This is a genomic window from Bacillus sp. FSL K6-1000, from assembly GCF_038630785.1.
GTDB classification, from domain to species: Bacteria; Bacillota; Bacilli; order Bacillales; family Bacillaceae; genus Bacillus; species Bacillus safensis.
Map to the genome: position 1 here is coordinate 2,430,923 of NZ_CP152042.1, position 20,412 is coordinate 2,451,334.

The 20,412-nt window shown below is 42.5% G+C and carries 24 protein-coding genes, 1 riboswitch and 1 other annotated feature; of the genes, 5 read left to right on the forward strand and 19 right to left on the reverse strand.

Annotated elements, in window-relative coordinates:
• Positions 1-68: 68 nt before the first annotated feature.
• Entirely contained in the window at positions 69-569 is a 501-nt protein-coding gene (locus MHI46_RS12575; protein ID WP_073979823.1) for an intercompartmental signaling factor BofC, read from the reverse strand.
• Between the two features lie 238 nt (positions 570-807).
• On the opposite strand from MHI46_RS12575, the gene MHI46_RS12580 reads away from it, so the two are divergent.
• On the forward strand, positions 808-1,452 hold the full coding sequence (locus tag MHI46_RS12580; protein ID WP_059375678.1) for a serine/threonine protein kinase: 645 nt from the start codon (positions 808-810) through the stop codon (positions 1,450-1,452).
• A gap of 34 nt (positions 1,453-1,486) precedes the next feature.
• Here MHI46_RS12580 and MHI46_RS12585 read toward each other — a convergent pair whose 3' ends face one another.
• Positions 1,487-1,669: a hypothetical protein gene (locus MHI46_RS12585; RefSeq protein WP_008342761.1), complete on the reverse strand. Its 183-nt coding sequence runs from the start codon at positions 1,667-1,669 to the stop codon at positions 1,487-1,489.
• A 191-nt stretch (positions 1,670-1,860) separates the two neighbouring features.
• Between MHI46_RS12585 and MHI46_RS12590 the strand changes: the two genes are divergently transcribed.
• Positions 1,861-2,007, forward strand: a complete 147-nt coding sequence (locus tag MHI46_RS12590; protein ID WP_180272418.1) for a hypothetical protein — start codon at positions 1,861-1,863, stop codon at positions 2,005-2,007.
• A 34-nt stretch (positions 2,008-2,041) separates the two neighbouring features.
• Here MHI46_RS12590 and thiC read toward each other — a convergent pair whose 3' ends face one another.
• Complete coding sequence (gene thiC, locus MHI46_RS12595) at positions 2,042-3,802, reverse strand: phosphomethylpyrimidine synthase ThiC (RefSeq protein ID WP_260774529.1); 1,761 nt, start codon at positions 3,800-3,802, stop codon at positions 2,042-2,044.
• Positions 3,803-3,928: 126 nt separating this feature from the next.
• Positions 3,929-4,037: riboswitch (TPP riboswitch) on the reverse strand.
• A 235-nt stretch (positions 4,038-4,272) separates the two neighbouring features.
• On the opposite strand from thiC, the gene MHI46_RS12600 reads away from it, so the two are divergent.
• A complete protein-coding gene (locus tag MHI46_RS12600) occupies positions 4,273-4,905 on the forward strand; it encodes a LysE family transporter (protein ID WP_024423148.1) in 633 nt (210 codons plus the stop codon).
• Between the two features lie 45 nt (positions 4,906-4,950).
• On the opposite strand, the gene MHI46_RS12605 is transcribed toward MHI46_RS12600, so the two are convergent.
• The 5 genes from MHI46_RS12605 to nadB all read right to left on the reverse strand — a co-directional run bounded on the left by MHI46_RS12605 (position 4,951) and on the right by nadB (position 10,598).
• Entirely contained in the window at positions 4,951-5,568 is a 618-nt protein-coding gene (locus MHI46_RS12605) for a YhcN/YlaJ family sporulation lipoprotein (protein WP_260774532.1), read from the reverse strand.
• 133 nt (positions 5,569-5,701) lie between these two features.
• A complete protein-coding gene (gene safA, locus MHI46_RS12610; RefSeq protein WP_260774535.1) occupies positions 5,702-6,952 on the reverse strand; it encodes a SafA/ExsA family spore coat assembly protein in 1,251 nt (416 codons plus the stop codon).
• 130 nt (positions 6,953-7,082) lie between these two features.
• Positions 7,083-8,192 carry a quinolinate synthase NadA gene (gene nadA, locus MHI46_RS12615; protein ID WP_039180349.1) on the reverse strand — a complete coding sequence of 370 codons (1,110 nt, stop codon included), beginning with the start codon at positions 8,190-8,192 and terminating at the stop codon, positions 7,083-7,085.
• Positions 8,179-9,042, reverse strand: coding sequence for a carboxylating nicotinate-nucleotide diphosphorylase (gene nadC / locus MHI46_RS12620; RefSeq protein ID WP_212044081.1), 864 nt, complete (start codon positions 9,040-9,042; stop codon positions 8,179-8,181). The genes nadA and nadC overlap by 14 nt, the downstream gene beginning before the upstream one ends.
• Positions 9,024-10,598, reverse strand: a complete 1,575-nt coding sequence (gene nadB, locus MHI46_RS12625; RefSeq protein ID WP_260774539.1) for an L-aspartate oxidase — start codon at positions 10,596-10,598, stop codon at positions 9,024-9,026. Before nadB ends, nadC begins: the two co-directional genes overlap by 19 nt.
• Positions 10,599-10,683: 85 nt before the next feature.
• Between nadB and MHI46_RS12630 the strand changes: the two genes are divergently transcribed.
• Both MHI46_RS12630 and MHI46_RS12635 read left to right on the forward strand, forming a co-directional pair.
• Positions 10,684-11,835, forward strand: coding sequence for an IscS subfamily cysteine desulfurase (locus MHI46_RS12630; RefSeq protein ID WP_313902601.1), 1,152 nt, complete (start codon positions 10,684-10,686; stop codon positions 11,833-11,835).
• Positions 11,836-11,838: 3 nt separating this feature from the next.
• Positions 11,839-12,381: a transcription repressor NadR gene (locus tag MHI46_RS12635; protein ID WP_041086449.1), complete on the forward strand. Its 543-nt coding sequence runs from the start codon at positions 11,839-11,841 to the stop codon at positions 12,379-12,381.
• 24 nt (positions 12,382-12,405) lie between these two features.
• Here the strand turns inward: MHI46_RS12635 and pheA are convergent, their stop codons facing one another.
• The 11 genes from pheA to minC form a co-directional block, all read right to left on the reverse strand.
• Positions 12,406-13,284 (reverse strand): prephenate dehydratase, encoded by an 879-nt coding sequence (gene pheA, locus MHI46_RS12640; protein WP_024423155.1) that lies wholly within the window; start codon positions 13,282-13,284, stop codon positions 12,406-12,408.
• Between the two features lie 18 nt (positions 13,285-13,302).
• The gene (locus MHI46_RS12645) at positions 13,303-13,746 is read right to left on the reverse strand and encodes an ACT domain-containing protein (RefSeq protein WP_008342790.1); all 444 of its coding nucleotides are present in this window, start codon (positions 13,744-13,746) and stop codon (positions 13,303-13,305) included.
• Positions 13,747-13,801: 55 nt separating this feature from the next.
• Complete coding sequence (gene obgE / locus MHI46_RS12650; RefSeq protein WP_039180364.1) at positions 13,802-15,088, reverse strand: GTPase ObgE; 1,287 nt, start codon at positions 15,086-15,088, stop codon at positions 13,802-13,804.
• Between the two features lie 21 nt (positions 15,089-15,109).
• Positions 15,110-15,607: a Spo0B C-terminal domain-containing protein gene (locus tag MHI46_RS12655; protein ID WP_342502838.1), complete on the reverse strand. Its 498-nt coding sequence runs from the start codon at positions 15,605-15,607 to the stop codon at positions 15,110-15,112.
• A gap of 354 nt (positions 15,608-15,961) precedes the next feature.
• Complete coding sequence (gene rpmA / locus MHI46_RS12660; RefSeq protein ID WP_003216586.1) at positions 15,962-16,246, reverse strand: 50S ribosomal protein L27; 285 nt, start codon at positions 16,244-16,246, stop codon at positions 15,962-15,964.
• Between the two features lie 5 nt (positions 16,247-16,251).
• Entirely contained in the window at positions 16,252-16,596 is a 345-nt protein-coding gene (locus tag MHI46_RS12665) for a ribosomal-processing cysteine protease Prp (RefSeq protein WP_260774545.1), read from the reverse strand.
• A gap of 14 nt (positions 16,597-16,610) precedes the next feature.
• Positions 16,611-16,919, reverse strand: coding sequence for a 50S ribosomal protein L21 (rplU, locus tag MHI46_RS12670; protein WP_003216781.1), 309 nt, complete (start codon positions 16,917-16,919; stop codon positions 16,611-16,613).
• A gap of 12 nt (positions 16,920-16,931) precedes the next feature.
• Positions 16,932-17,004: a sequence feature (ribosomal protein L21 leader region), on the reverse strand.
• Positions 17,005-17,070: 66 nt separating this feature from the next.
• Positions 17,071-17,940, reverse strand: coding sequence for a M50 family metallopeptidase (locus tag MHI46_RS12675; RefSeq protein WP_059375696.1), 870 nt, complete (start codon positions 17,938-17,940; stop codon positions 17,071-17,073).
• The gene (locus tag MHI46_RS12680; RefSeq protein ID WP_039180373.1) at positions 17,933-18,724 is read right to left on the reverse strand and encodes a M23 family metallopeptidase; all 792 of its coding nucleotides are present in this window, start codon (positions 18,722-18,724) and stop codon (positions 17,933-17,935) included. Before MHI46_RS12680 ends, MHI46_RS12675 begins: the two co-directional genes overlap by 8 nt.
• 180 nt (positions 18,725-18,904) lie before the next feature.
• Positions 18,905-19,708, reverse strand: coding sequence for a septum site-determining protein MinD (gene minD / locus MHI46_RS12685; RefSeq protein ID WP_017358134.1), 804 nt, complete (start codon positions 19,706-19,708; stop codon positions 18,905-18,907).
• Between the two features lie 2 nt (positions 19,709-19,710).
• Positions 19,711-20,394: a septum site-determining protein MinC gene (gene minC, locus MHI46_RS12690; protein ID WP_039180377.1), complete on the reverse strand. Its 684-nt coding sequence runs from the start codon at positions 20,392-20,394 to the stop codon at positions 19,711-19,713.
• Positions 20,395-20,412: the final 18 nt, after the last annotated feature.

Sequence of the window (20,412 nt, forward strand, 5' to 3'; positions counted from 1 at the left end):
AGTACATTTTTATCATGAAACCACGAAAAACAGCTTGCGGTCTTCACACCAGCAAGCTGTTACATGCTTTAAAACGATATTTCATTTCGGTAAGGCTTCATGACTTCAAGCACATGCTCAAATTCATCCTTTGTTCGAAAAGGAATACCTTGCTCAAGCTGTTTTTCCACATGACTTTCTAAACGGGACGTATCAATTTGAAAAAAGAGATGAATAGGCTCCGCCCAGCCGTCAGGCCTTCCATGAAACGTAGAAATCACACCGTCCTCTGATAATCCGATATATCCATTTGCTTTACTTAATGGAGAGATATCATCAATTTGCTTTCTAAAAAGGGCAAAATCCTCTTTTTGTTCTACCAGCGTCCAGCCTTTATACTGCGCCCAGAATGTGTCTTTGTCTTCTAATGATGCCCGGTGTCTTTCAATACTCACATCGCCGTCTAAATAGACTTTTTCAAGCTGGACGGTGATAGAGTTTGACTGCTTTTGCAAGTGTTCTTTCCCTTCCATATCCGCAGCGAAAAAAAGCACACTTGTCATGATAAGTCCTGTAACGAAACATTTCATCTTCACTTTCACTATTTACACCTCTTTAGAACATGAGATCGATGCATGACATATGTAGTTTGACCCATTTTTCTAAACATTAACCAAATCGATGATTCAAATGTATGGTAAGAGTCTTTCGTTGTATCCTTCATTCGTAAATGTTATGTTTTATACAATCCATTGCTTTATCGAGTGACACGTTTTTTCATCATTCGTTTTTCAGCCGCATAAACTGAAACCAAAGAAGGTGAAGTCAATGTCAGATGTCAAAAGATTAGCCGAATCGATTCAGTATCATGAAGAGAAACGTTTTCATAAGCTTGCCTATAAACCAGCAGAGCTTGAACTGTGCGGCAAAGGAAGAAGTGCCTATGTCTTTTTATACAAAAAAGACGGCAAGAAAATGGCACTAAAAGTCTTTTTCCCTTCTTATCAGCATATTGCCCGCAAAGAGGCTGCCATTTACGAAAAACTTTCTGGTTCGTCTTACTACCCTGAGATTTATGAGTCTGGGGATCAGTATATTTTAATGGAATATATTAAAGGCTACACATTCTATGAATGCCTTACAAAAGGAATTCCTATTAAAAAACAAATGATCAATCAAGTCGATGATGCGCTGGAGGAAGCGCGCGAGAAAGGATTGAATCCTTCTGATATCCATCTGCGCAATCTGATCTTAACTAAAGAAGGACGGATCAGAGTCATTGACGTTGCCAGATTCACGCAAACGAAAGCATGTCATCAATGGGATGATTTAAAAGCTGCTTATGCTTATTACCAAAAACCTTTTTTCCCTAAAAAAGCACCGCGTCTGTGGCTAGAAGTGATTGCTTATTTGTATAAAAAGAACTGGCTGTCCCGCGGGCAGCTTAATAATCGGAATGATTTTTCTGCATAACGAAAGCCGCTCTCTTTTGAGCGGCTTTTTGCTGTTATTCTGTTTCTACATGGATACTATTGACGTTTAATAGATTAATGATTTCATTATTCAGCTTAAACCAATGATTGGCTTCTTCAATTTTTTTATACACATCATAGGTAGCTGGACGTTTGAGCTCGAAATCAAGCACTTCCCCATTGTTCATATGAAATGTTACCTTAAATACTTTCATCATAAGATCACCTTCCACTCTTCTTGTTCGCTGGTCAAATAGATCAGCTCTTTTCATTCATTCTCTATTCAACTCGTTTCCCCTCCTTCTTTCCATTCAAACCCAAGAAGTTTAAATTTTGTTTAAATTCACACAACATATCTATCTCTCATATCTGCAAAGAAGTATATTAGTTAAAAAGGAGGCTGCCCTTGATGAAGCAGAAAGAGAAACGAACATCTCCAGAAAGAAAAACAGTCTTTTTTCATTTAACAGATGCTCTCATTCCAAGTGTGGACATGATGGCATATGCAGCAAAGGCATTTTTTCACCTTTTAAGAAAAGCCTTTTCAGCGGTTTGATCAAACCCCGCACAGCATCGTGCGAGGTTCTTTTTTATGGCTGATAAATTTGACTTCCTTGGCTCACAAACTCCTTCGCCTTCTTTTCCATCTCTCTTTTCACTTCTTCAGATTGATTACGGATATCATGAGAAATTTTCATACTGCAAAACTTGGGTCCGCACATCGAGCAAAAGTGAGCGGTTTTAGCGCCTTCGGCAGGCAATGTTTCATCATGGAACGCCAAGGCTCTTTCTGGATCAAGTGACAGGTTGAATTGGTCCCGCCACCTAAATTCAAACCTCGCTTTCGATAAAGCATCATCGCGCTTTTGAGCCGCAGGATGTCCTTTTGCTAGATCAGCGGCATGTGCCGCAATTTTATAGGCGATCACGCCTTCTCTCACATCTTCTTTGTTCGGCAGACCTAAATGCTCTTTTGGCGTTACATAGCATAGCATTGCTGTACCGTACCAGCCGATCATGGCCGCACCGATCGCGGATGTAATATGATCATACCCCGGCGCGATATCTGTTGTAAGAGGCCCTAACGTATAAAATGGTGCTTCCTTGCAAATGTCCATTTGCTTGTCCACATTCTCTTTGATTTTATCCATTGGGACATGTCCGGGTCCTTCAATCATCACCTGCACATCGTGTTTCCAAGCAATCTCTGTTAACTCACCTAACGTTTCCAGCTCTGCAAACTGCGCCTCATCATTGGCATCAGCAATCGAGCCTGGTCTAAGTCCATCTCCAAGTGAAAAGGCGATATCATATTTTTTCATAATTTCACAAATGTCTTCGAAGTGAGTGTAGAGGAAATTCTCTTGATGATGAGCAAGACACCATCTTGCCATAATTGCACCGCCTCTTGAAACAATTCCAGTCACCCGATCGACAGTGAGCGGAATATATCTTAACAGCACGCCAGCATGAATCGTGAAATAGTCTACACCTTGCTCCGCTTGTTCAATTAATGTGTCCCTGTACACATCCCACGTCAAATCTTCTGCGACTCCATTCACTTTTTCAAGGGCCTGATAAATAGGAACGGTTCCTACTGGGACTGGGCAATTCCGAATGATCCATTCTCTCGTTGTATGAATATCCTTTCCAGTAGACAGATCCATCATTGTATCTGCCCCCCATCTGATCGCCCATGTCATTTTTTCAACCTCTTCATCAATGGATGATGTGACAGCTGAATTGCCAATATTCGCATTGATTTTGACATGAAAATTCCTTCCGATAATCATTGGTTCACTTTCTGGATGGTTAATATTCGAAGGAATGACGGCTCTTCCGCTCGCCACTTCCTCTCTAACGAACTCAGGGCTTAGCTCTTCTCTTATTGCGATAAACTCCATTTCAGGCGTAATGATACCTTTTTTGGCATAATGCATTTGCGTCACACATGCACCTTGTTTCGCGCGGAGCGGCTTATGATGAAAATCAGTTTGGACAGAATGGATGGACTCCTTCTCCCTTGAACGGTATCCATTATCCTCCGGTCTTACATGACGCCCTTCATAGCTTTCTGTATCTCCTCTTTCTTCAATCCATGTTGCCCTAAGACGCTTTAACCCCTTTGTGACGTCAATATGAACGTTCTCATCGGTGTACGGTCCACTCGTATCGTATACACGGACGGGTTCATTTTTTATGTCGCCCGCCTCTGTCACAGTATGTGAGAGCGTAATCTCTCTTTTTGGCACTAAGATATCGGGTCTTGATCCTTTCTCATACACCTTATGGCTGCCGTCAAAGCTGGATAACAATGATTGGTTGGATGGGACACTTTTCTTTTCTTTCATTTGCTGTTCTCTCCTTTTCTTCTTGTCACCGGACAGGATGGAATCAGCACCAGCAAAAAACCAGGCTCTATTTAAAGAACCTGGTTTCGTCGTCAGAAATAAACATGCATATCATTGATATGATACATGCATCATCTTTAACTTCCCCACGCTGGTACGAGCCAGATCAGGTCCAAAGGGTTAAGAAGTTTAAGCTTCTCTCTCAGCCCATTTACGGGCACCCCTAGTCACTTTTATTGATTTCCACATCAGTGTAGCATAGAGACATCATGAAGAAAAGAAGATTTAGGAAAATAGTTCCTTTCCCCTACAAGCGTTATAGATCATGTTGATATACAGTCTTCTATACATCATCTATCTCTCTCATTTCAATCAAATCTGAAATAATCATTGATCCTTTTCTCCTATTATGTATAATTAATCTAAACGGAGAATTTTTATACAATTTATTTAAAGGAAGTTCTAGTCGATTGCAAACATTTCTCACATTTATCGTCGTAGGATTCTCAATTGCTCTGCCTGTTGGAGCAATCACGGTTGAAATGACAAAACAGGGACTGAAAAACGGATTTTTTCATGGTTTAACTGTCGGAGCAGGCGGTATGACCATAGACTTATTACTCATCTTGGCTTTATATGCTGGATTTGCTCAGTTTTTATCTTTGCCGTTTGTTCAAATCCCGCTCTGGCTGATCGGAGCTGTATTTTTAATGATTCTCGCATACGATTCCATTAAAAATGCGGATCAAGATATCCATTTAGCAGGAGAAAAGGTCAATAAATCATTCGCGAAAACATATCGAAACGGCTTGCTTGTGGCGGTATCTCCTGGAAATCTTGTGTTCTGGGTTTCTGTTTTTGGTGCTGTACTTGCAGATGCTTATACAAAAACAGATTCATCTGAATTTATGCTGGCTGCCGGCGGTATTTTGGCAGGGATTCTCCTTCATGACATTGGTCTACTCACCCTTGTATCCTTAACAAGAAAAGTGATGAATCGGACGATGATCAAGTGGACATCCATTATTGCTGGTATTTTATTATTAGGGTTTGGCTGTTATTTCTTTTACGAATTTTATATAGGCATCAAGGTTTATTTTTAAGAAAAGGCTAAAGTTCGTGATGAACTTTAGCCTTTTTGTGTCAAACTATCGGGTCATGCCTGTTTGTCCTGTTTCAAATTGCGTTCTTCTCATATCTCTAAAGCGTGTGAATGCACCTTCATCTTTCATGACTTGGACTGCTCTTCCATCCGCATAACGAGTCACTGCTTCTTCTACTTGTGATACGCCTTCTGACGTCAGGCGGCCATCTGATTTAATGGCAATATACACATTCTCATCCGTCACCATGACTTGAGAGTCTGCCACGTGATTCATTTTATTGACGCGGTTGGCAATTTTTCTTGAACGCTGGATGTTCTCTTGTTTATCGTAGCCTGAGAACGACATTTGGTTATGATAGTTCATATCTCCATGACTGTAGCGTCCATCTCCACCTGCAAGAGGCATTCGATCATCGGCTTGAGGACGGGTGCGATAATCAACATTCGTTGTATTCCCACCGCTCATCCCTTCCATGAGTTCAGAAACTGGTCCTTGATGATCTTGGTTATTGTCATCTGCACGGTTATTCGAATGATATCCGACCGGCTGACCTGATTGATTATGCCTTGTATCTACACCTGCATTGTCATTTGTACCACATGCTGTTAACCCAATAGGAAGAAGCACTAATGCGATTGTTTTTTGCCATTTTTGTCTCAAACGAAAAACCCCCTGTACAAATTCAATCTCATGAGCGCGAAACAGGCTCTGTTTTAGCATGTACAGTTAGGAAGAAAATCAAGCTGTCAGTTATAAACAAAAAAAGGAACGATTGAGATCGTTCCTTCTGTCATTAATCCTCTTCTTCCTCCTCCGGCCTTGCAAATACGGATTGGCCTGGATATGGCTGCATATAAGGCTGAGCAGGATAAGCACCCATTTGGCCATAAGGAACAGGATTCGGATAATGTCCTGGCCAAGGCTGATGATGCTTCATTCCATCATCACATCCGCAGTCTTCCTTGCCGTATGCTGCATTTGAGACGTTTGGATAAAAGCCTTGATTTGCATTGGCATTTGCATTGGCGTTTGAATGCATATGGTGATGCCAGTGATGTCCGTCGTTTGCATGGTGCTCATGATTTTCCCCGTAGTAAGCAGGCGCTTGATACGCAGGATAATATGGGTGAGCCGGGTATGGATATGGCATCATATGATGGTGATAATATGGATGGATAGGATAACATAGGCCTGATCCCGGTAAAATTGGTGATGCCGGCACCATTTGCTGCGGATATGGATACATCGCCGGCATGTAATGACCATGACCATAACCAAAATAAGGATCATATGGTTCATGATGATGGTGCTGGTGATGATGCTCGTTATTTTCAGCCACTCCTCCTACCGCTACCCCTCCCACATTTGGCATTTGCGGGAAGTTAGGAAGGTTTGGGTAATTGCCATGCTCCATGTCTTTTCCCTCCTCTTTTTGATGCGGAATATGAATAAACGGGTCATATCCCTTTGCCACTTCATCTTTTAGATGACCTTTATTTTCATGGTGAAAATGGTCTTTGTTATCTTTATGGTCTTTATTCTCATGATGGAAATGACCCTTGTTATCTTTATGGTCTTTATTCTCATGATGAAAATGATCCTTGTGATCTTTTTTCTCGTGAACGTGATCTTTTTTCTCATAATGATCTTTTTTGGGAGGAGGCGTGAATGGCTGGTAGAGATTGGTCTGATAATAGTTCACATCGACTTGCGGAAAAACTGGCTGCTCGATCTTTGGCACTGGCGGTACATAAGGTACCGGTTCATTTGGCTTTTCTTTCGGTTTTGTATCTTGCACTTGCACGACATCTTTTGGCTTTTCTTTCACATACGGATGTTCTTTCGTTTTTGGCATTTCTTTTGCTTTGTGATGATCTGTTTTCACAGGAACACCACTAGATGGAATTTTAATCTTCATACCCGGCATGATCAAATCAGGATTACTGAGCTGAGAATTTAGTTTTTTCAATTCTTGAAAGTCGACTCCGTATTTCTTTGAAATTTTCCAAAGGGAGTCTCCTTTTTGCACAATATGAATTTTCAACGTTTTCCCCTCCTATGCAAAACGTGAACGTAACGGTTATGTCAGAAGTACAATATGTTTCAACATAAATTTATGCCTATTTACAAGCCGATATGATAAAAACTTGTTTTCTGATAGGAGGGGCAGATCATTATTTAATGGCGAGCATTTTCTCGAGTGCAAGCAAAGCGTCTTTCGTGATGTCTTCATTGACCTGTATCAACCCGACCGGCTGACCCTTTTCAATGCTTTCAAGAGACCATAGCAAATGAGGCAGATCAATCCGGTTCATCGTCAAGCATGGACACATATCTGGGTTAAGGGATTCAATTTGTTTATCTGGGTGCTGCGCTATGATCCGTTTGACTAAATTCATCTCTGTTCCAATCGCCCACTTGCTGCCTGCTGGCGCCTGTTTGATCGTATCAATAATAAATTTCGTTGAACCTGCTAGGTCAGAAGCCCTTACGACCTCATGCGTGCATTCAGGATGGACAAGAATTTGAATGTCACGGTCTTTTTTTCTCATTTCTTCTATATTCCGAACGGTAAATTTCTCATGTACGGAGCAATGGCCCTTCCATAAAATCATCTTGATCCGGGAAAGCGGCTGATCGGTGATGAGCTTTTCTTCTATCTGATCCCAGACAGCCATTTCTTCTAGCGGAATACCTAAATCAAAAGCCGTATTACGCCCTAGGTGCTGATCAGGGAGAAACAGAATCCGCTCTTTTTGCGTCATCGCCCACTCGAGTACTTTTTTAGCATTTGATGAAGTAACAGTCGCCCCGCCATGCTTGCCGACAAATGCTTTAATATCTGCTGTTGAATTGACATACGTAAGCGGAAGTATTGTATCTCCAAACAGATCAGTGAGCTGCTCCCATGCTCTGTCTGTTTGTTTCATGTTTGCCATATCTGCCATGGAACAGCCTGCCCTCATATCTGGCAATACGACGCTTTGATTCTTGTTTGACAGCATATCTGCCGTTTCTGCCATAAAGTGAACACCGCAGAACACAATGTATTCAGCCTCGTGATTGTCAGCAGCTATTTGTGCCAGCTGCAATGAATCTCCTGTTGCATCTGCAAATTCGATGACCTCATCCTTTTGATAATGATGGCCCGGTATAAAAAGCTTTGATCCAAAAGCCCGCTTGATTTCTAACACTCGCTGCTTCATTTCATCATCAGAGCGGTGTTTATATTCATCTGGCATCATGGCTGCATGTTGATTGGCTAATACATTAAGCATGGACATAAGTTGTTCCCCCTTTATGACAAAATTCCATATTCATACTAAAATCAAATGCTGGAGCAGAATGTGTGAGAAAACCAAGTGAAATCAAGTCGACTCCTGTCCCCCTGTAGCTTGGCAATGTCTCTAGCGTAATGCCCCCTGAAGCCTCTGTCAGAATGGACTCTGGCGTCATTTGTTTAAAACGTTTTACTTCGTCCGGAGAGCAGTTATCAAACATGATGACATCCGCTTTTGCATCAATGGCTTCCATTAGCTGCGTTTCTGATTCAATTTCCACTTCAATTTTCACCATATGACCAGCATATGCTCTTGCTTTTTCTACCGCTTCACGAATAGAGCCGCATGCGGCAATATGATTATCTTTAATCATGACCCCATCTGATAAGCCAAAGCGATGATTCTTTCCACCGCCTGTCTTCACTGCGTATTTCTCTAACATACGCAAGCCGGGTGTCGTTTTTCTCGTATCACAAATCGTAATAGACGGGTCACCTAATCGCTGCACCGCCTCATGCGTTAAGGTGGCGATACCTGTCATTCGCTGCAATAGATTTAAAATGACCCGTTCTCCTTTTAATAAGTCGTTGACTGGGCCCTTTATTTTCGCCAGTACAGCGCCTGATTGAATCCAATCACCTTCTTGAAAAAACAGCTCAGTTTGAATCTGTTCATTCAACAGGCGGTACCCTATATCAATCAGCTGTGATCCTGCCAATACACCAGATTGTTTCGCAATGATAAGAGCTGTTCCTTTCTTGTCTCCAAAGATGGCATCAGCTGATACATCTCCAAAGCCAATATCCTCTGTAAAAAAATGAGTGAGCATTTGTTTTAACTGTAAACGTTCCATTTGGCACCGATCCTTTCATTTTTCATGATATGAATATGACCTTTTTCATGAACAATCTGCCTGCCCTGCCACAACGCATCGCTTCGCTCTGGATAATCCATTCGATAATGTCCTCCTCTGCTTTCTGTACGGAGTAATGCAGATTTAGCAAGGCAAACCGCTAATGCCCATTGATTGCTTAATTCGATCTGTTCATTTGTGATATCCTTCACATTAATTTGCTGAAAAGTGACTTGCTGTAACGTATGAAGCAAAGTCTGCAAGCCCTTTTCATCTCTCACAATGGCTGCAAATGTAGTCATCCATTGTCTCAGCTGATCCTTTGAAATCATTGGAACCATCCATATTTCTTGAATAGAAAAAGGTGGACTTGTTTCTTTCTGTTTAGGCAGCTGTTCAATTCTTTGTGCCGCTTTGCTGCCTAACACGAGACCTTCCAGAAGAGAATTACTCGCCAATCGATTCGCACCGTGTAAGCCAGTACAGGCCGCTTCTCCAATGGCAAATAGCGCTGGAACAGTCGTTTCTCCATATTCATTGACACTGATACCGCCCATTAAAAAGTGCATACCCGGGGAAATTGGCAGCCTGCCGCTCGCCATATTGACACCTGCACGCTGACACATCGCATCTATCGCTGGAAAACGGGCTGAAAAATGCGGAATATCATGGATGTTAAGATACAATTGATGGCCTAATTGCTGCTCATGAAAAATAGCTCTAGCGACCACATCTCTAGGTGCTAAATCAGCTTGTGGGTGAATACCTTTCATGATCCGCCTGCCTGTTTCATCTTCTAAATAAGCTCCCTCTCCCCGTACTGCCTCTGAAATGAGACCAACTGCTTTTCCATCGATTGTCAAAAGAGTTGGATGGAATTGAACAAATTCTAGATCCACTAATTGCGCACCTGCTCGATAGGCCATCATCAGTCCGTCTCCTGTGACAGAAGGATCATTTGTGTTTGTCTCATATAGGGAGCCGCAGCCGCCTGTTGATAAAACAACGGCATCTGCGGTCATTGTTTGTACGTGTCCTGTCTCGTCTTTCCAGACAACACCCTTGCATGTCCCTTCATGAAGCAATAGATCAATGACATGATGATATTCATATAAATGAATATGTGAGCCGAGCTGACTTTTCAGATACTGTACAAGGGTTTTCCCTGTTTGATCTCCTCCTGCATGCAAGATGCGATGAGTGGTGTGTGCCCCCTCTTTGCCTAATTGCGGCTCTCCCGCTTCATCTTGATCAAATGGACATCCATCTGCTACGAGCTGCTGCACAAGATGTTTTCCAAGTCTCACGATTTCTTGTACGGTTCTTTCATCATTGTGGTCACAGCCAGCATCTAGTGTATCTTGCACATGCTGCTCAGCTGAATCATGTGCTGAAAAGGCAGCAGCAATTCCACCTTGTGCCAGCATGGAATTACTAGATGAAAATTGTTTTTTTGTCATCATGATGACCTGGCAGTTTTTCGAGATATTTCTTGCAAAGGAAAGCGCTGCAATGCCTGATCCCACCACAATAACTTTTTTGATTGATGACACCATTGCCCCTCCTGTCATTTACACCTGTCTTGACACATATCATTACACAACACTAAAATAAATACAAGAAAAAATTTTCACACGGGAGATGGATAGGTTGGTTTATTTAGATTACGCAGCTTCTACACCTGTTTCAGAAGAAGCACTGCATGTTTTTGAGCAGCTGAGTAAAAATTTCTACGGAAATGCAAGCAGTCTTCATGATGCTGGGGGAAAAGCAAATGACATATTGACTTACAGCAGACAATCACTCGCTGCCATGATCGAGGGTGAACCAGATGGGATCTACTTTACAAGCGGTGGAACTGAATCCAATCTCCTTGCGATTCAATCGATCATCAATGGACTACCAGCACATAAACAGCATGTCATCACAACTTCAGTCGAGCACCCTTCGGTTCATCATGCAGTTAGCAGCTTAGAGCGTCTTGGCGTAAAAGTCACGATCATTGAACCGAATCAGGATGGAATCATAACAGAGAACATTCTCAAAAAAGCATTATTGCCTGAAACAGGACTCGTATCTATTCAGCATGCTAATTCAGAAACAGGGATTATCCAGCCGCTTGCTGAGTTAGCACCTCTTTTAAAAGAAAGGAACATTCTTTTTCATACAGATGCTGTGCAAACATTTGGAAAGATACGTGTGTCCATCAAAGAACTTGGAGTCGATGCCGTGTCCATCTCAAGTCATAAAGTGTATGCTCCTAAAGGCGCTGGTGCCGTTTATATGGGCGCTCATGTTCCTTGGAAACCTTTATATACAGGAGCAGTTCAGGAAAATGGCTTACGTCCAGGGACAGTGAATGTTCCGTGTATCGGTGCTTTTGCTGCTGCAAGTGAACAAGTAATGCTTAGGCTGGATGAACAGCAAAAATTAGATGAACAGCTGCGTGATTATTTTCTTCAGCAGTTAAAAATCAGACAGCTGCCAGTTCGTACACTTCAGGACAATGACAATCGCCGTACGCTGCCTCATATTATTGGTTGTTTTTTTGAAGGGTTTGAAGGACAATATGTAATGTTAGCATGTAACCGGCATGGGATTTGTCTATCAACTGGAAGCGCATGTGCTTCTGGTTATCACCATCCTTCCCCTGCTGTGAAGGCATTGCGTGTATCAGATCGTGATGCCCTTCAATTTATTCGACTATCATTTGGATGGCAGTCATCAAAAGATGACATCGATCAGCTTTTGCATACATTTGAGCATTTGCAAAAGGAGAAGAAGGGAGCTTAGGACGTGGAGCAAGAGAGGAAACTCATTGGCGAAGAAAGAAGAACCGCCATTTTAGAGTGGCTGAAAGAAACAGACACACCGCTTACTGGAAGCTTTTTAGCTAAAAAAGCGGCTGTCTCTCGACAAGTAATTGTACAAGATATTTCATTATTAAAAGCAAAAAATGAACCCATTATTGCCACAAGCCAAGGCTATGTGTATATGGCAGCGCAGCATGCGCCAGAAAGAGAAATTGAACAAATCATCGCCTGTAAGCATGATCCTGCTCGCACAGAAGAGGAACTGACCTTGATTGTAGACTTTGGAGTGACGGTGAAAGATGTGATCATTGAGCACCCTGTTTATGGTGAACTAACGGCCTCCATTCGCGTCAGCACACGGAAACAAGTCGCTGATTTTGTCCATCATATTTCTAACACCGGCGCGTCCTACTTGTCAGAACTAACAGACGGCGTACATTTGCATACTCTCACTTCTTACAGCCAAAAGCAGCTTGACCAAGCCATTCAAGCGCTGGATGATGCTGGGTTTTTAATAAAAGACTAAAAAAATAGTGTCCGGTATGGGACACTATTTTTCATTCGTTAATTCATATGTTTGATAGCTGCCGAGCAGCTTGACCTCACAGCCAATCGCTTCTAATTCTTGAATCGCACCAGGGACTAGGACATCATCCATTTCTTTTTCGATATCAATAATAAATAAATAATGTCCAAGACCTGTTTTTGTCGGACGAGATTCAATTTTTGACAAGTTAAGATTCCGCCAAGAAAAAGCAGACAGCACGCGGTGCAATGCACCTGATTGGTCATCCTTAGGCAGACTGACCACAATGGTCGTTTTTGGCTTTGATGAGAAACCAGAATTCATTGGGAACGATGCGTTAGGATCTTTATGTAAAATCACAAAGCGTGTATGGTTGTGCGGATAATCATGAATGTCTTTTTTCGCAATCGTCAAACCATACGTTTTTGCGGCAATTTCATTGGCAATAGCCCCGACAGCTTCATCTGGATGCTCACTGATGTATTTTGCTGCATAGCCTGTTGATTCCACTGGCCGGTGAGGAATATGAGGGTACTGTTTTTTCAGAAATTGATGACACTGGGCAATCGCGTGAGGATGTGATTGAATGACATCTAACGTCTCCCAGCTCTCCGCTCTTGATGGGTGGACAAGCAAATGCTGCCGTATCGGTGCTGTCATCTCCCCCACAATGGACAACGCTTCTTCATGAATTAAATAATCAATCGTTAAGTTCACAGATCCTTCGAGTGCATTTTCAAGTGGAACGACCGCCAAATCGACTTCGCCCTTTGACACAGCATCCATACATTGCGGAATCGTTGCATAGGCACGCTGCACTGCATCTTTTGGAAAACAAGAGCATACGGCCAAATGAGTAAATGTTGCCTCTGGTCCAAAATAACCTACAGTTAATTGCTTCATCTGCTATGATCTCTCCTTTTACGCCCCAGAACCTAGAATTTCGACTTTTTCGACAAATTCGAGCTTTCTTAATTGATTCATGACGGTGTTAATATCATCTGCCATACCTGCCGTACTAATCGATAGGGTGACATTCGCTCTTCCTTGCAGCGGAATCGTTTGGTGAATGGATAACACATTACAGCCAGAGTCAGCCACAATTTGAAGCAGCCTTGACAGAGCCCCAGACCGGTCCTCAAGGTGGAAAAACAATGTGATGATCTGCTCTTTCACCATTGTATAAAATGGAAAAACAGCATCTCGGTATTTATAAAAAGCACTGCGGCTTAAATCCGCTTTTTGAACAGCATCGGCAACTGAATCCGCTTTTTTGCGATCGAGAAGCTTTTTGACTTCAAGCGTTTTTCGCATCGCATCTGGAAGTACATCCTCTCTTACTAAATAGAACGTTTCTTCTTTCACCTGTTTTCTCCCCTTTTAAAAACGGGAGAGCCCATGGTCTGGACCCTCCTGTTGATCAATCAATAAATTCGAATTCAAATTCAAGCAGACGAATGATGTCGCCATCTTTTGCACCGCGCTCACGCAAGGCATCATCGACACCCATACCGCGCAGCTGTCGAGAGAATCGTTTAACGGATTCATCTCTTGAGAAGTCTGTCATCTTAAAGAGACGCTCAAGTGCTTTACCCGTTAAGACAAATGTGCCATCAGGATCTCTAGAGATCTCAAATGGTGCATCGCCCTCATCAAATCTGTACATCACGCGGTTATCCGACAGCTCCTCTTCATTATAAAGCGGGAATTCCGGTGTTGTTTCAAGCTGATTGGCGATTTCAAATAAGAGCTCACGAAGCCCTTCTCTTGTGATCGCACTAATCGGGAACACTTTATAGTCATCCGTTAATTTTTCTTTAAATGCGGCTAGATTGTCAGCTGCATCTGGCATGTCCATTTTGTTCGCAACAATGATTTGCGGACGCTCTGTCAATCTCATATTGTACTGCTCAAGCTCTTCATTAATCGTCACGTAGTCTTCATATGGGTCACGCCCTTCAAGTCCAGACATATCAATGACATGGACAATGACACGTGTACGCTCAATATGACGTAAAAATTGATGACCTAAGCCAACGCCTTCGTGCGCTCCTTCAATCAGTCCTGGCAGATCCGCCATAACAAAGCTTCGGTTATCGTCTGTTTCAACAACTCCGAGGTTCGGCACAAGCGTTGTAAAATGATAATCCGCAATTTTTGGTTTCGCAGAAGAGACAATTGAAAGCAGCGTTGACTTCCCGACACTTGGGAAACCAACAAGTCCAACATCTGCAAGTACTTTTAATTCTAAGATGACGTCACGTTCTTTACCTGGCTCACCGTTTTCAGACAGCTGTGGTGCAGGGTTTGCTGGTGTTGCGAAGCGTGAATTTCCACGTCCGCCACGTCCGCCTTTGGCAATCACAGCCCGCTGCCCATGCTCTGTCAAGTCAGCTAGTACTTGTTCCGTCTCTGCATCTGTCACAACCGTACCCGGCGGAACTTTGACAATCATTTCTTCCGCATTTCGGCCATGCTGGTTTTTACTCATTCCATGCTCGCCGCGGTCAGCCTTGAAATGACGCTTATAACGAAAGTCCATTAACGTTCTAAGTCCTTCGTCTACTTCAAATACAACATCTGCACCATTTCCGCCGTCGCCGCCTGCTGGGCCGCCCTTTGGTACATATTTTTCACGACGGAACGCCACCATACCGTTTCCGCCGTCACCGCCTTTAACATACACTTTAACCTGATCTACAAACATAACTTCCTCCGTTTCTCTGCATCACATATCTCGTTCTTGCCTCAAACAAAGCTCAATCATGGACTCATGAGGCGTCACATGAAATTGCGTTATACTCATACATGGATAGTTTGCGTCATGAAACGCATTTAACGCATCCAAACTTGTTAATTTTCCTTTGAAATCAAAATATAAGATCACATCATTTTCTTCATGATCTGTTTGGAACGTGACCGTTAAATGATTTTCAGTTTTTTGGCAAACTGATTGATCGAATATCGAAAACAACTCCTGTGATACCGTTAGCAGCTGCGATTCATATGCTGATAAGTCTCGGGTTTCACCAAGCACTTCATATTCTAAGGTGATAAAATGCGACTCCCAATTAAATGTTAGAAAGTAATAGGCCAATTGGGGAATTTTTAAATTTGAGAGTTTGGATTCATGCTGTGCTTCAATGACCATTTCTTCTATAATTTCAAACACGCGGTCATATTTTTCTAATGTCAAGTTGCCTTTGATCAGCTGTAATTTATTCATCCAGTCGTGTCTTGAACGACTGAGCAGATAGATCAATTCATTTGTTAAATGCAACGTGAGTTAATTTTTCATTTTCTTTACTTGGTATCTCTTCCATTATCGCACTCCCAATCGTTTGGTCTCTCTTTTAGGAGTCTTATCATCAATATGTCTCCCTGAATTATAACAGAGAAGACAGCATAGAAAAACACTAGTTATGTGAGGAAAGGTTGTTTTTTCTGATCGTATAGGAGAAAATGAGGCAAAGTCAGCAAACGTTCTTTGATATTTATGGAGTGCATCTTCTTTTATCATCTTCGGTACTGCTTGTAAAAAGTGAAAAAAACTCCAGTCAATGACCGGAGTTTTTAGCAATTATTGTGCCGCAGGATATACGCTCACTTTTTTACGGTCACGACCGAAACGTTCGAATTTAACCGTTCCGTCGATTTTAGCGAAAAGAGTGTCGTCGCCTCCGCGTCCAACGTTTTCACCTGGATAGATTTTCGTTCCACGTTGACGATAAAGGATAGAACCACCAGTTACGAATTGACCATCAGCACGTTTAGCGCCTAAACGTTTAGACTCAGAGTCACGTCCGTTCTTTGTAGAACCTACCCCTTTTTTAGATGCGAAAAATTGAAGATCTAATCTAAGCATGAAGTTCACCTCCTATTTTTTGTTGATATTCTCACATAATCGTGATAATCTCGTTCAATTGTCTCTAAGGAAACGACCATGCCTTCTAAAAGCAGCTGGGCTTTTTCAAAGGATACTGGATCTGTATCAGCCGGCAGTTCAAAAGAGAAGTAGCCGCCTTCTTCACCAATATCAAGCAGTGGGTCCAATCCTGTCAGTGCAATAATTGAATTGACTGAGCCGAAAACAACAGCAGATACACCTGCACAAACGAGATCCTGACCTTTTTCAGCAAACTCGGCATGTCCAGTCATCTGAAAAGACGTAATGCTTTCATCTGCTGATGACCGAGTAATGGTTGCTTTGATCATATCACTCACACGCCTTAAGCGTTGATTTTTTCGATAACAACTTTAGTGTAAGGTTGACGATGACCTTGTTTCTTGTGGTTGTTTTTCTTCGGTTTGTACTTGAACACAGTAATTTTCTTACCGCGACCTTGTTTTTCAACTTTAGCCGTTACTGTTGCTCCAGCAACTGAAGGGTTACCCACTTTGACAGTGTCTCCGCCGACAAACAATACGTTTTCGAAAGTTACTGTTTCACCTGCTTCAGCAGCTAGTTTTTCAACATAAACAGTTTGACCTTCTTCAACTTTTACTTGTTTACCACCAGTTTCGATAATTGCGTACATCTCTGCACCTCCTAATAAACTCAGACTCGCCGAATACAGGGGGCCATAGGCTCTTTACACCTGCTCCGCGCGGTTGTAGCACGGGTGCTACATATCCATAACATTAAAAAATATATCAAACTAGACGCAGAATGTCAATGTATTTTCACCATTAGTACGGTAAAAGAAGCTCTTCCATTGAGGAGGTCGTTCTGCGATCTGAAAAATACGCATGGAGCAGTTCATTTTCATCAAGCTGACTCATCTTCACGCCATCTCTTTCAATAATAATCGGATGCTTGCAGCCCTTTTGAAATCGTGCCATCACTTCGTAAACTTTTTCCTCTGCACTTGCTCTCAGCGGAATCAGTTTTTCTACCTTTTGCTCTTTTTTACCGTAATACCGTTCTAGTAAAAAACGAACCCTGACGTAATGCCTCTGCCTGTGCTCCATCACGAGTGAATAAGCTAAAAAAGTGAGCAGCACCCAGCCATTGAATTGCAGCGGTGCAAACAAAAGTAATCCTGCTGTCAATAGACCGAAAAAGACAAGTGAGCCTTTTATGGCTAGAGCATGTGCACGTTGGAAAGGGTAAAAAATAGATAAGAGCAAAAAGAATAATTTTCCGCCATCAAGCGGCCAAATGGGCAAAAGATTGACAAGAAAAATCGCCATATTATAAAAGGTAAACATCGTAAAGACGTCATGCGAGATAAGAGAAGCCTCCATGAACAGCCACGCCATGAGCTGGAGCGGTACATGCTGAAGCGGCCCGCACAAAATGACCGCCAGCTCCTCTTTTAGCGGACGGTTTCCATGTTCCTCTACTTCAACCGTTCCGCCAAATGGCAGTAAAAAAATCCGCCGAATGCGCCAATGATAATAGCAGGCAGCCGCTGCATGTCCAAGTTCATGGACACAGACGATCACAAGCAGGCAAAGCAGCGGCTTAATTTGACCTGACAGAATCGCAAACGCCATCACAATCCACAGCAGCGGATGGATGTGAATTTTCGTCAGCATGAGCAGCCATCTATTCAAAGGTCATCACCTGAATAGGATCGATAAATTGTTCATTTTGTTTAATGGCAAAGTAATACGTGCCCTTCCCTTGATCATCAAGCGAAATCTGGCCAATTTTTTCACCTTTATCAACAAAATCGTATAAGGCCACATCGGCTTTCTTTAATTGACCGTACCAGCTATAGCTGTTATCTGCATGCTGCACCACCACGGTAAGCCCTGTATCGCTTTTCTTTTTCACCTCGACCACATAGCCTTCCTTCATACTATCAATGGCTTCAGCGGATGTTTCAACTTTGACCCCTGCTCCATTTTGCGTAAAGGATTCCTGCACTTTACCAGAGGCAGGCACAGCTAGTTCTTGATTCGCTTGTACGTCCTTTTGGCCCTCTTTTTTCTCTGTTAAAAATGCCAGCGGATGTCCGACTGTTTTTTCAATCCAGCGGTTGGCAGCAGCAAATTGAAAATCTTGCTCAAAGGTCTGAGTAATCACCGGCTTCAGCTGCTGAAACGGACCTGCCTGACCTTTAAACGAAATGGCAGCAATCAACACAAGGGACGCTGATAATAAGCATTTAAGCACAAAGGTATTCGGGTTAAATAAGGGATGACGATATTTCTTTGGCTGATGAGACGCCGGTTCATAGGAGGTCGAGCCAGAATGCTTTTCTTCCTCTGTCAGCATAACCCATGGCGGGATATCCTCTTTTTTCTTGAAAGCCGTCTTCTTAGGAGGAGCAGCTGGCTGCATCGTTTTGCGGCGCTGCGCGATTTTCTTTCGGTACTCGTCCACTCTTTTCATGAGATCACCCTTTACATACAAACAGTTTGTACATTTTATGTGACAACCTCATCTGATATGCAACAAAAAGACCGATTCTAAATCGAATCGGTCTCAGCGTGTAGACAAACCCTAGCATTCGTTGTCAGGTCTGCGCTCCAGTGCTCGTCCTTACTAGACTGTAAAGGTTTTCTATCGCGATTATGCTCTTACACCAAAAAATGCTTTCAGCTTTGCAAACATTCCCTTGTTTTCTTCTTCAAAGGATTGAAGCGGAACAGATTCGCCTAGTACGCGGCGGGCAATATTGCGATAGGCAATCGATACTTTGTTTTTAGCATCCATAACAATCGGTTCACCATTGTTTGAAGCCTTAATCACATCATCATCATCTGCTACGATGCCAAGTAGATCAATCGATAAGTGATGTACCACTTCATCTACATCCATTGAATCGCCATTTTTCGCCATGTGTGTACGAATACGGTTGACAATCAAACGAGGCGGTTCGATATCTTCTTGTTCTAACAAACCGATGATTCGGTCCGCATCTCTCACAGCTGAGATTTCAGGTGTCGTCACGACAATGGCCTTGTCTGCACCTGATACAGCATTTTTAAAGCCTTGCTCAATTCCAGCAGGGCAGTCAATGACAACATAATCAAAGTCTTGTTTCAATGATTGAATTAATTCTTTGATCTGTTCTGGCTCTACAGCCGTTTTATCACTTGTTTGAGCAGCAGGTAAAAGATACAAAAGATCCTCGAAACGCTTATCTTTTACAAGCGCTTGGTGAATTTTGCATCTTCCTTCTACTACATCAACTAGATCATAAATAATGCGGTTTTCAAGCCCCATCACGACATCCAGATTCCGAAGGCCGATGTCGGTATCAACTAGACACACTTTTTTCCCTTGAATTGCTAGTGCTGTGCCTAAGTTTGCAGATGTTGTTGTTTTGCCAACGCCGCCTTTTCCTGAGGTAATCACAATAGCCTCGCCCAATTTCACATTCCTCCCTCAAGCCTTGTCAGATTAGGTCTTATATGAGCCAATTGCTGCAGGCGTTCAATGATCATATTGCCATCTATATCTAAATAAGCACATTCCATTTCATTTCCATCTTCTTTTTGGTCTGGTGCACGGTTAAAAACTTGTGCGATGCGAAGCTGTGTTGGAATCATATGAGATGCCGCAATAACAGCCTGTTTGTTGCCATTACATCCAGCATGCGCCACACCTTTTAATGCGCCAAGCACAAAAATATTTCCTCCTGCGCGAATCGTTCCGCCAGGATTGACATCTCCTATTAATAAAAGATCTCCTTCGACATACAGCACCTGTCCAGAGCGTACAATTTTTGCTACAGAAGTAATTTCAGCCTCTGCTTTTAATCGTCTCGCCTCTTCAGTTGACATGACGTCACTTTCAATGGAGTGGATCACGAGATGTTCATTTTCAGACACCGCTTCAGTCAAACGCGTCTCCTGATCCTCCGTTAAATAACGAAAACCAAGCTTGATATGCACATTGACCTTATGTCCTTCTCTTCCATCTGTATATTGCTCAAGTAAAAGAACCTCTCGCAAGCCAGAAAGAAGATCATCAAACGAACAGTCATCATTTAACTGTAATGTTAATCCGTTTTTTGTACCTTTTATCGTCACATATTGCTGTTTTTGAGTTTTCAAGATGCTCACCTCAACAAC

Bases quoted from the DNA above. Each gene is read 5' to 3' on its own strand.
- MHI46_RS12665 (WP_260774545.1), bottom strand. From the start codon at position 16,596: ATGATCAAAGCAACCATTACTCGGTCATCAGCAGATGAAAGCATTACG.
- pheA (WP_024423155.1), bottom strand. From the start codon at position 13,284: ATGAAGCAATTAACTGTAGGTTATTTTGGACCAGAGGCAACATTTACT.
- MHI46_RS12680 (WP_039180373.1), bottom strand. From the start codon at position 18,724: ATGAAAAGAGTGGACGAGTACCGAAAGAAAATCGCGCAGCGCCGCAAA.
- rpmA (WP_003216586.1), bottom strand. From the start codon at position 16,246: ATGCTTAGATTAGATCTTCAATTTTTCGCATCTAAAAAAGGGGTAGGT.
- MHI46_RS12630 (WP_313902601.1), top strand. From the start codon at position 10,684: ATGGATAGGTTGGTTTATTTAGATTACGCAGCTTCTACACCTGTTTCA.
- nadB (WP_260774539.1), bottom strand. From the start codon at position 10,598: ATGGTGTCATCAATCAAAAAAGTTATTGTGGTGGGATCAGGCATTGCA.
- MHI46_RS12655 (WP_342502838.1), bottom strand. From the start codon at position 15,607: ATGAATAAATTACAGCTGATCAAAGGCAACTTGACATTAGAAAAATAT.
- MHI46_RS12575 (WP_073979823.1), bottom strand. From the start codon at position 569: ATGAAATGTTTCGTTACAGGACTTATCATGACAAGTGTGCTTTTTTTC.
- nadA (WP_039180349.1), bottom strand. From the start codon at position 8,192: ATGTCCATGCTTAATGTATTAGCCAATCAACATGCAGCCATGATGCCA.
- thiC (WP_260774529.1), bottom strand. From the start codon at position 3,802: ATGAAAGAAAAGAAAAGTGTCCCATCCAACCAATCATTGTTATCCAGC.
- MHI46_RS12590 (WP_180272418.1), top strand. From the start codon at position 1,861: ATGAAGCAGAAAGAGAAACGAACATCTCCAGAAAGAAAAACAGTCTTT.
- MHI46_RS12585 (WP_008342761.1), bottom strand. From the start codon at position 1,669: ATGATGAAAGTATTTAAGGTAACATTTCATATGAACAATGGGGAAGTG.
- nadC (WP_212044081.1), bottom strand. From the start codon at position 9,042: ATGGAACGTTTACAGTTAAAACAAATGCTCACTCATTTTTTTACAGAG.
- obgE (WP_039180364.1), bottom strand. From the start codon at position 15,088: ATGTTTGTAGATCAGGTTAAAGTGTATGTTAAAGGCGGTGACGGCGGA.
- MHI46_RS12580 (WP_059375678.1), top strand. From the start codon at position 808: ATGTCAGATGTCAAAAGATTAGCCGAATCGATTCAGTATCATGAAGAG.
- rplU (WP_003216781.1), bottom strand. From the start codon at position 16,919: ATGTACGCAATTATCGAAACTGGTGGTAAACAAGTAAAAGTTGAAGAA.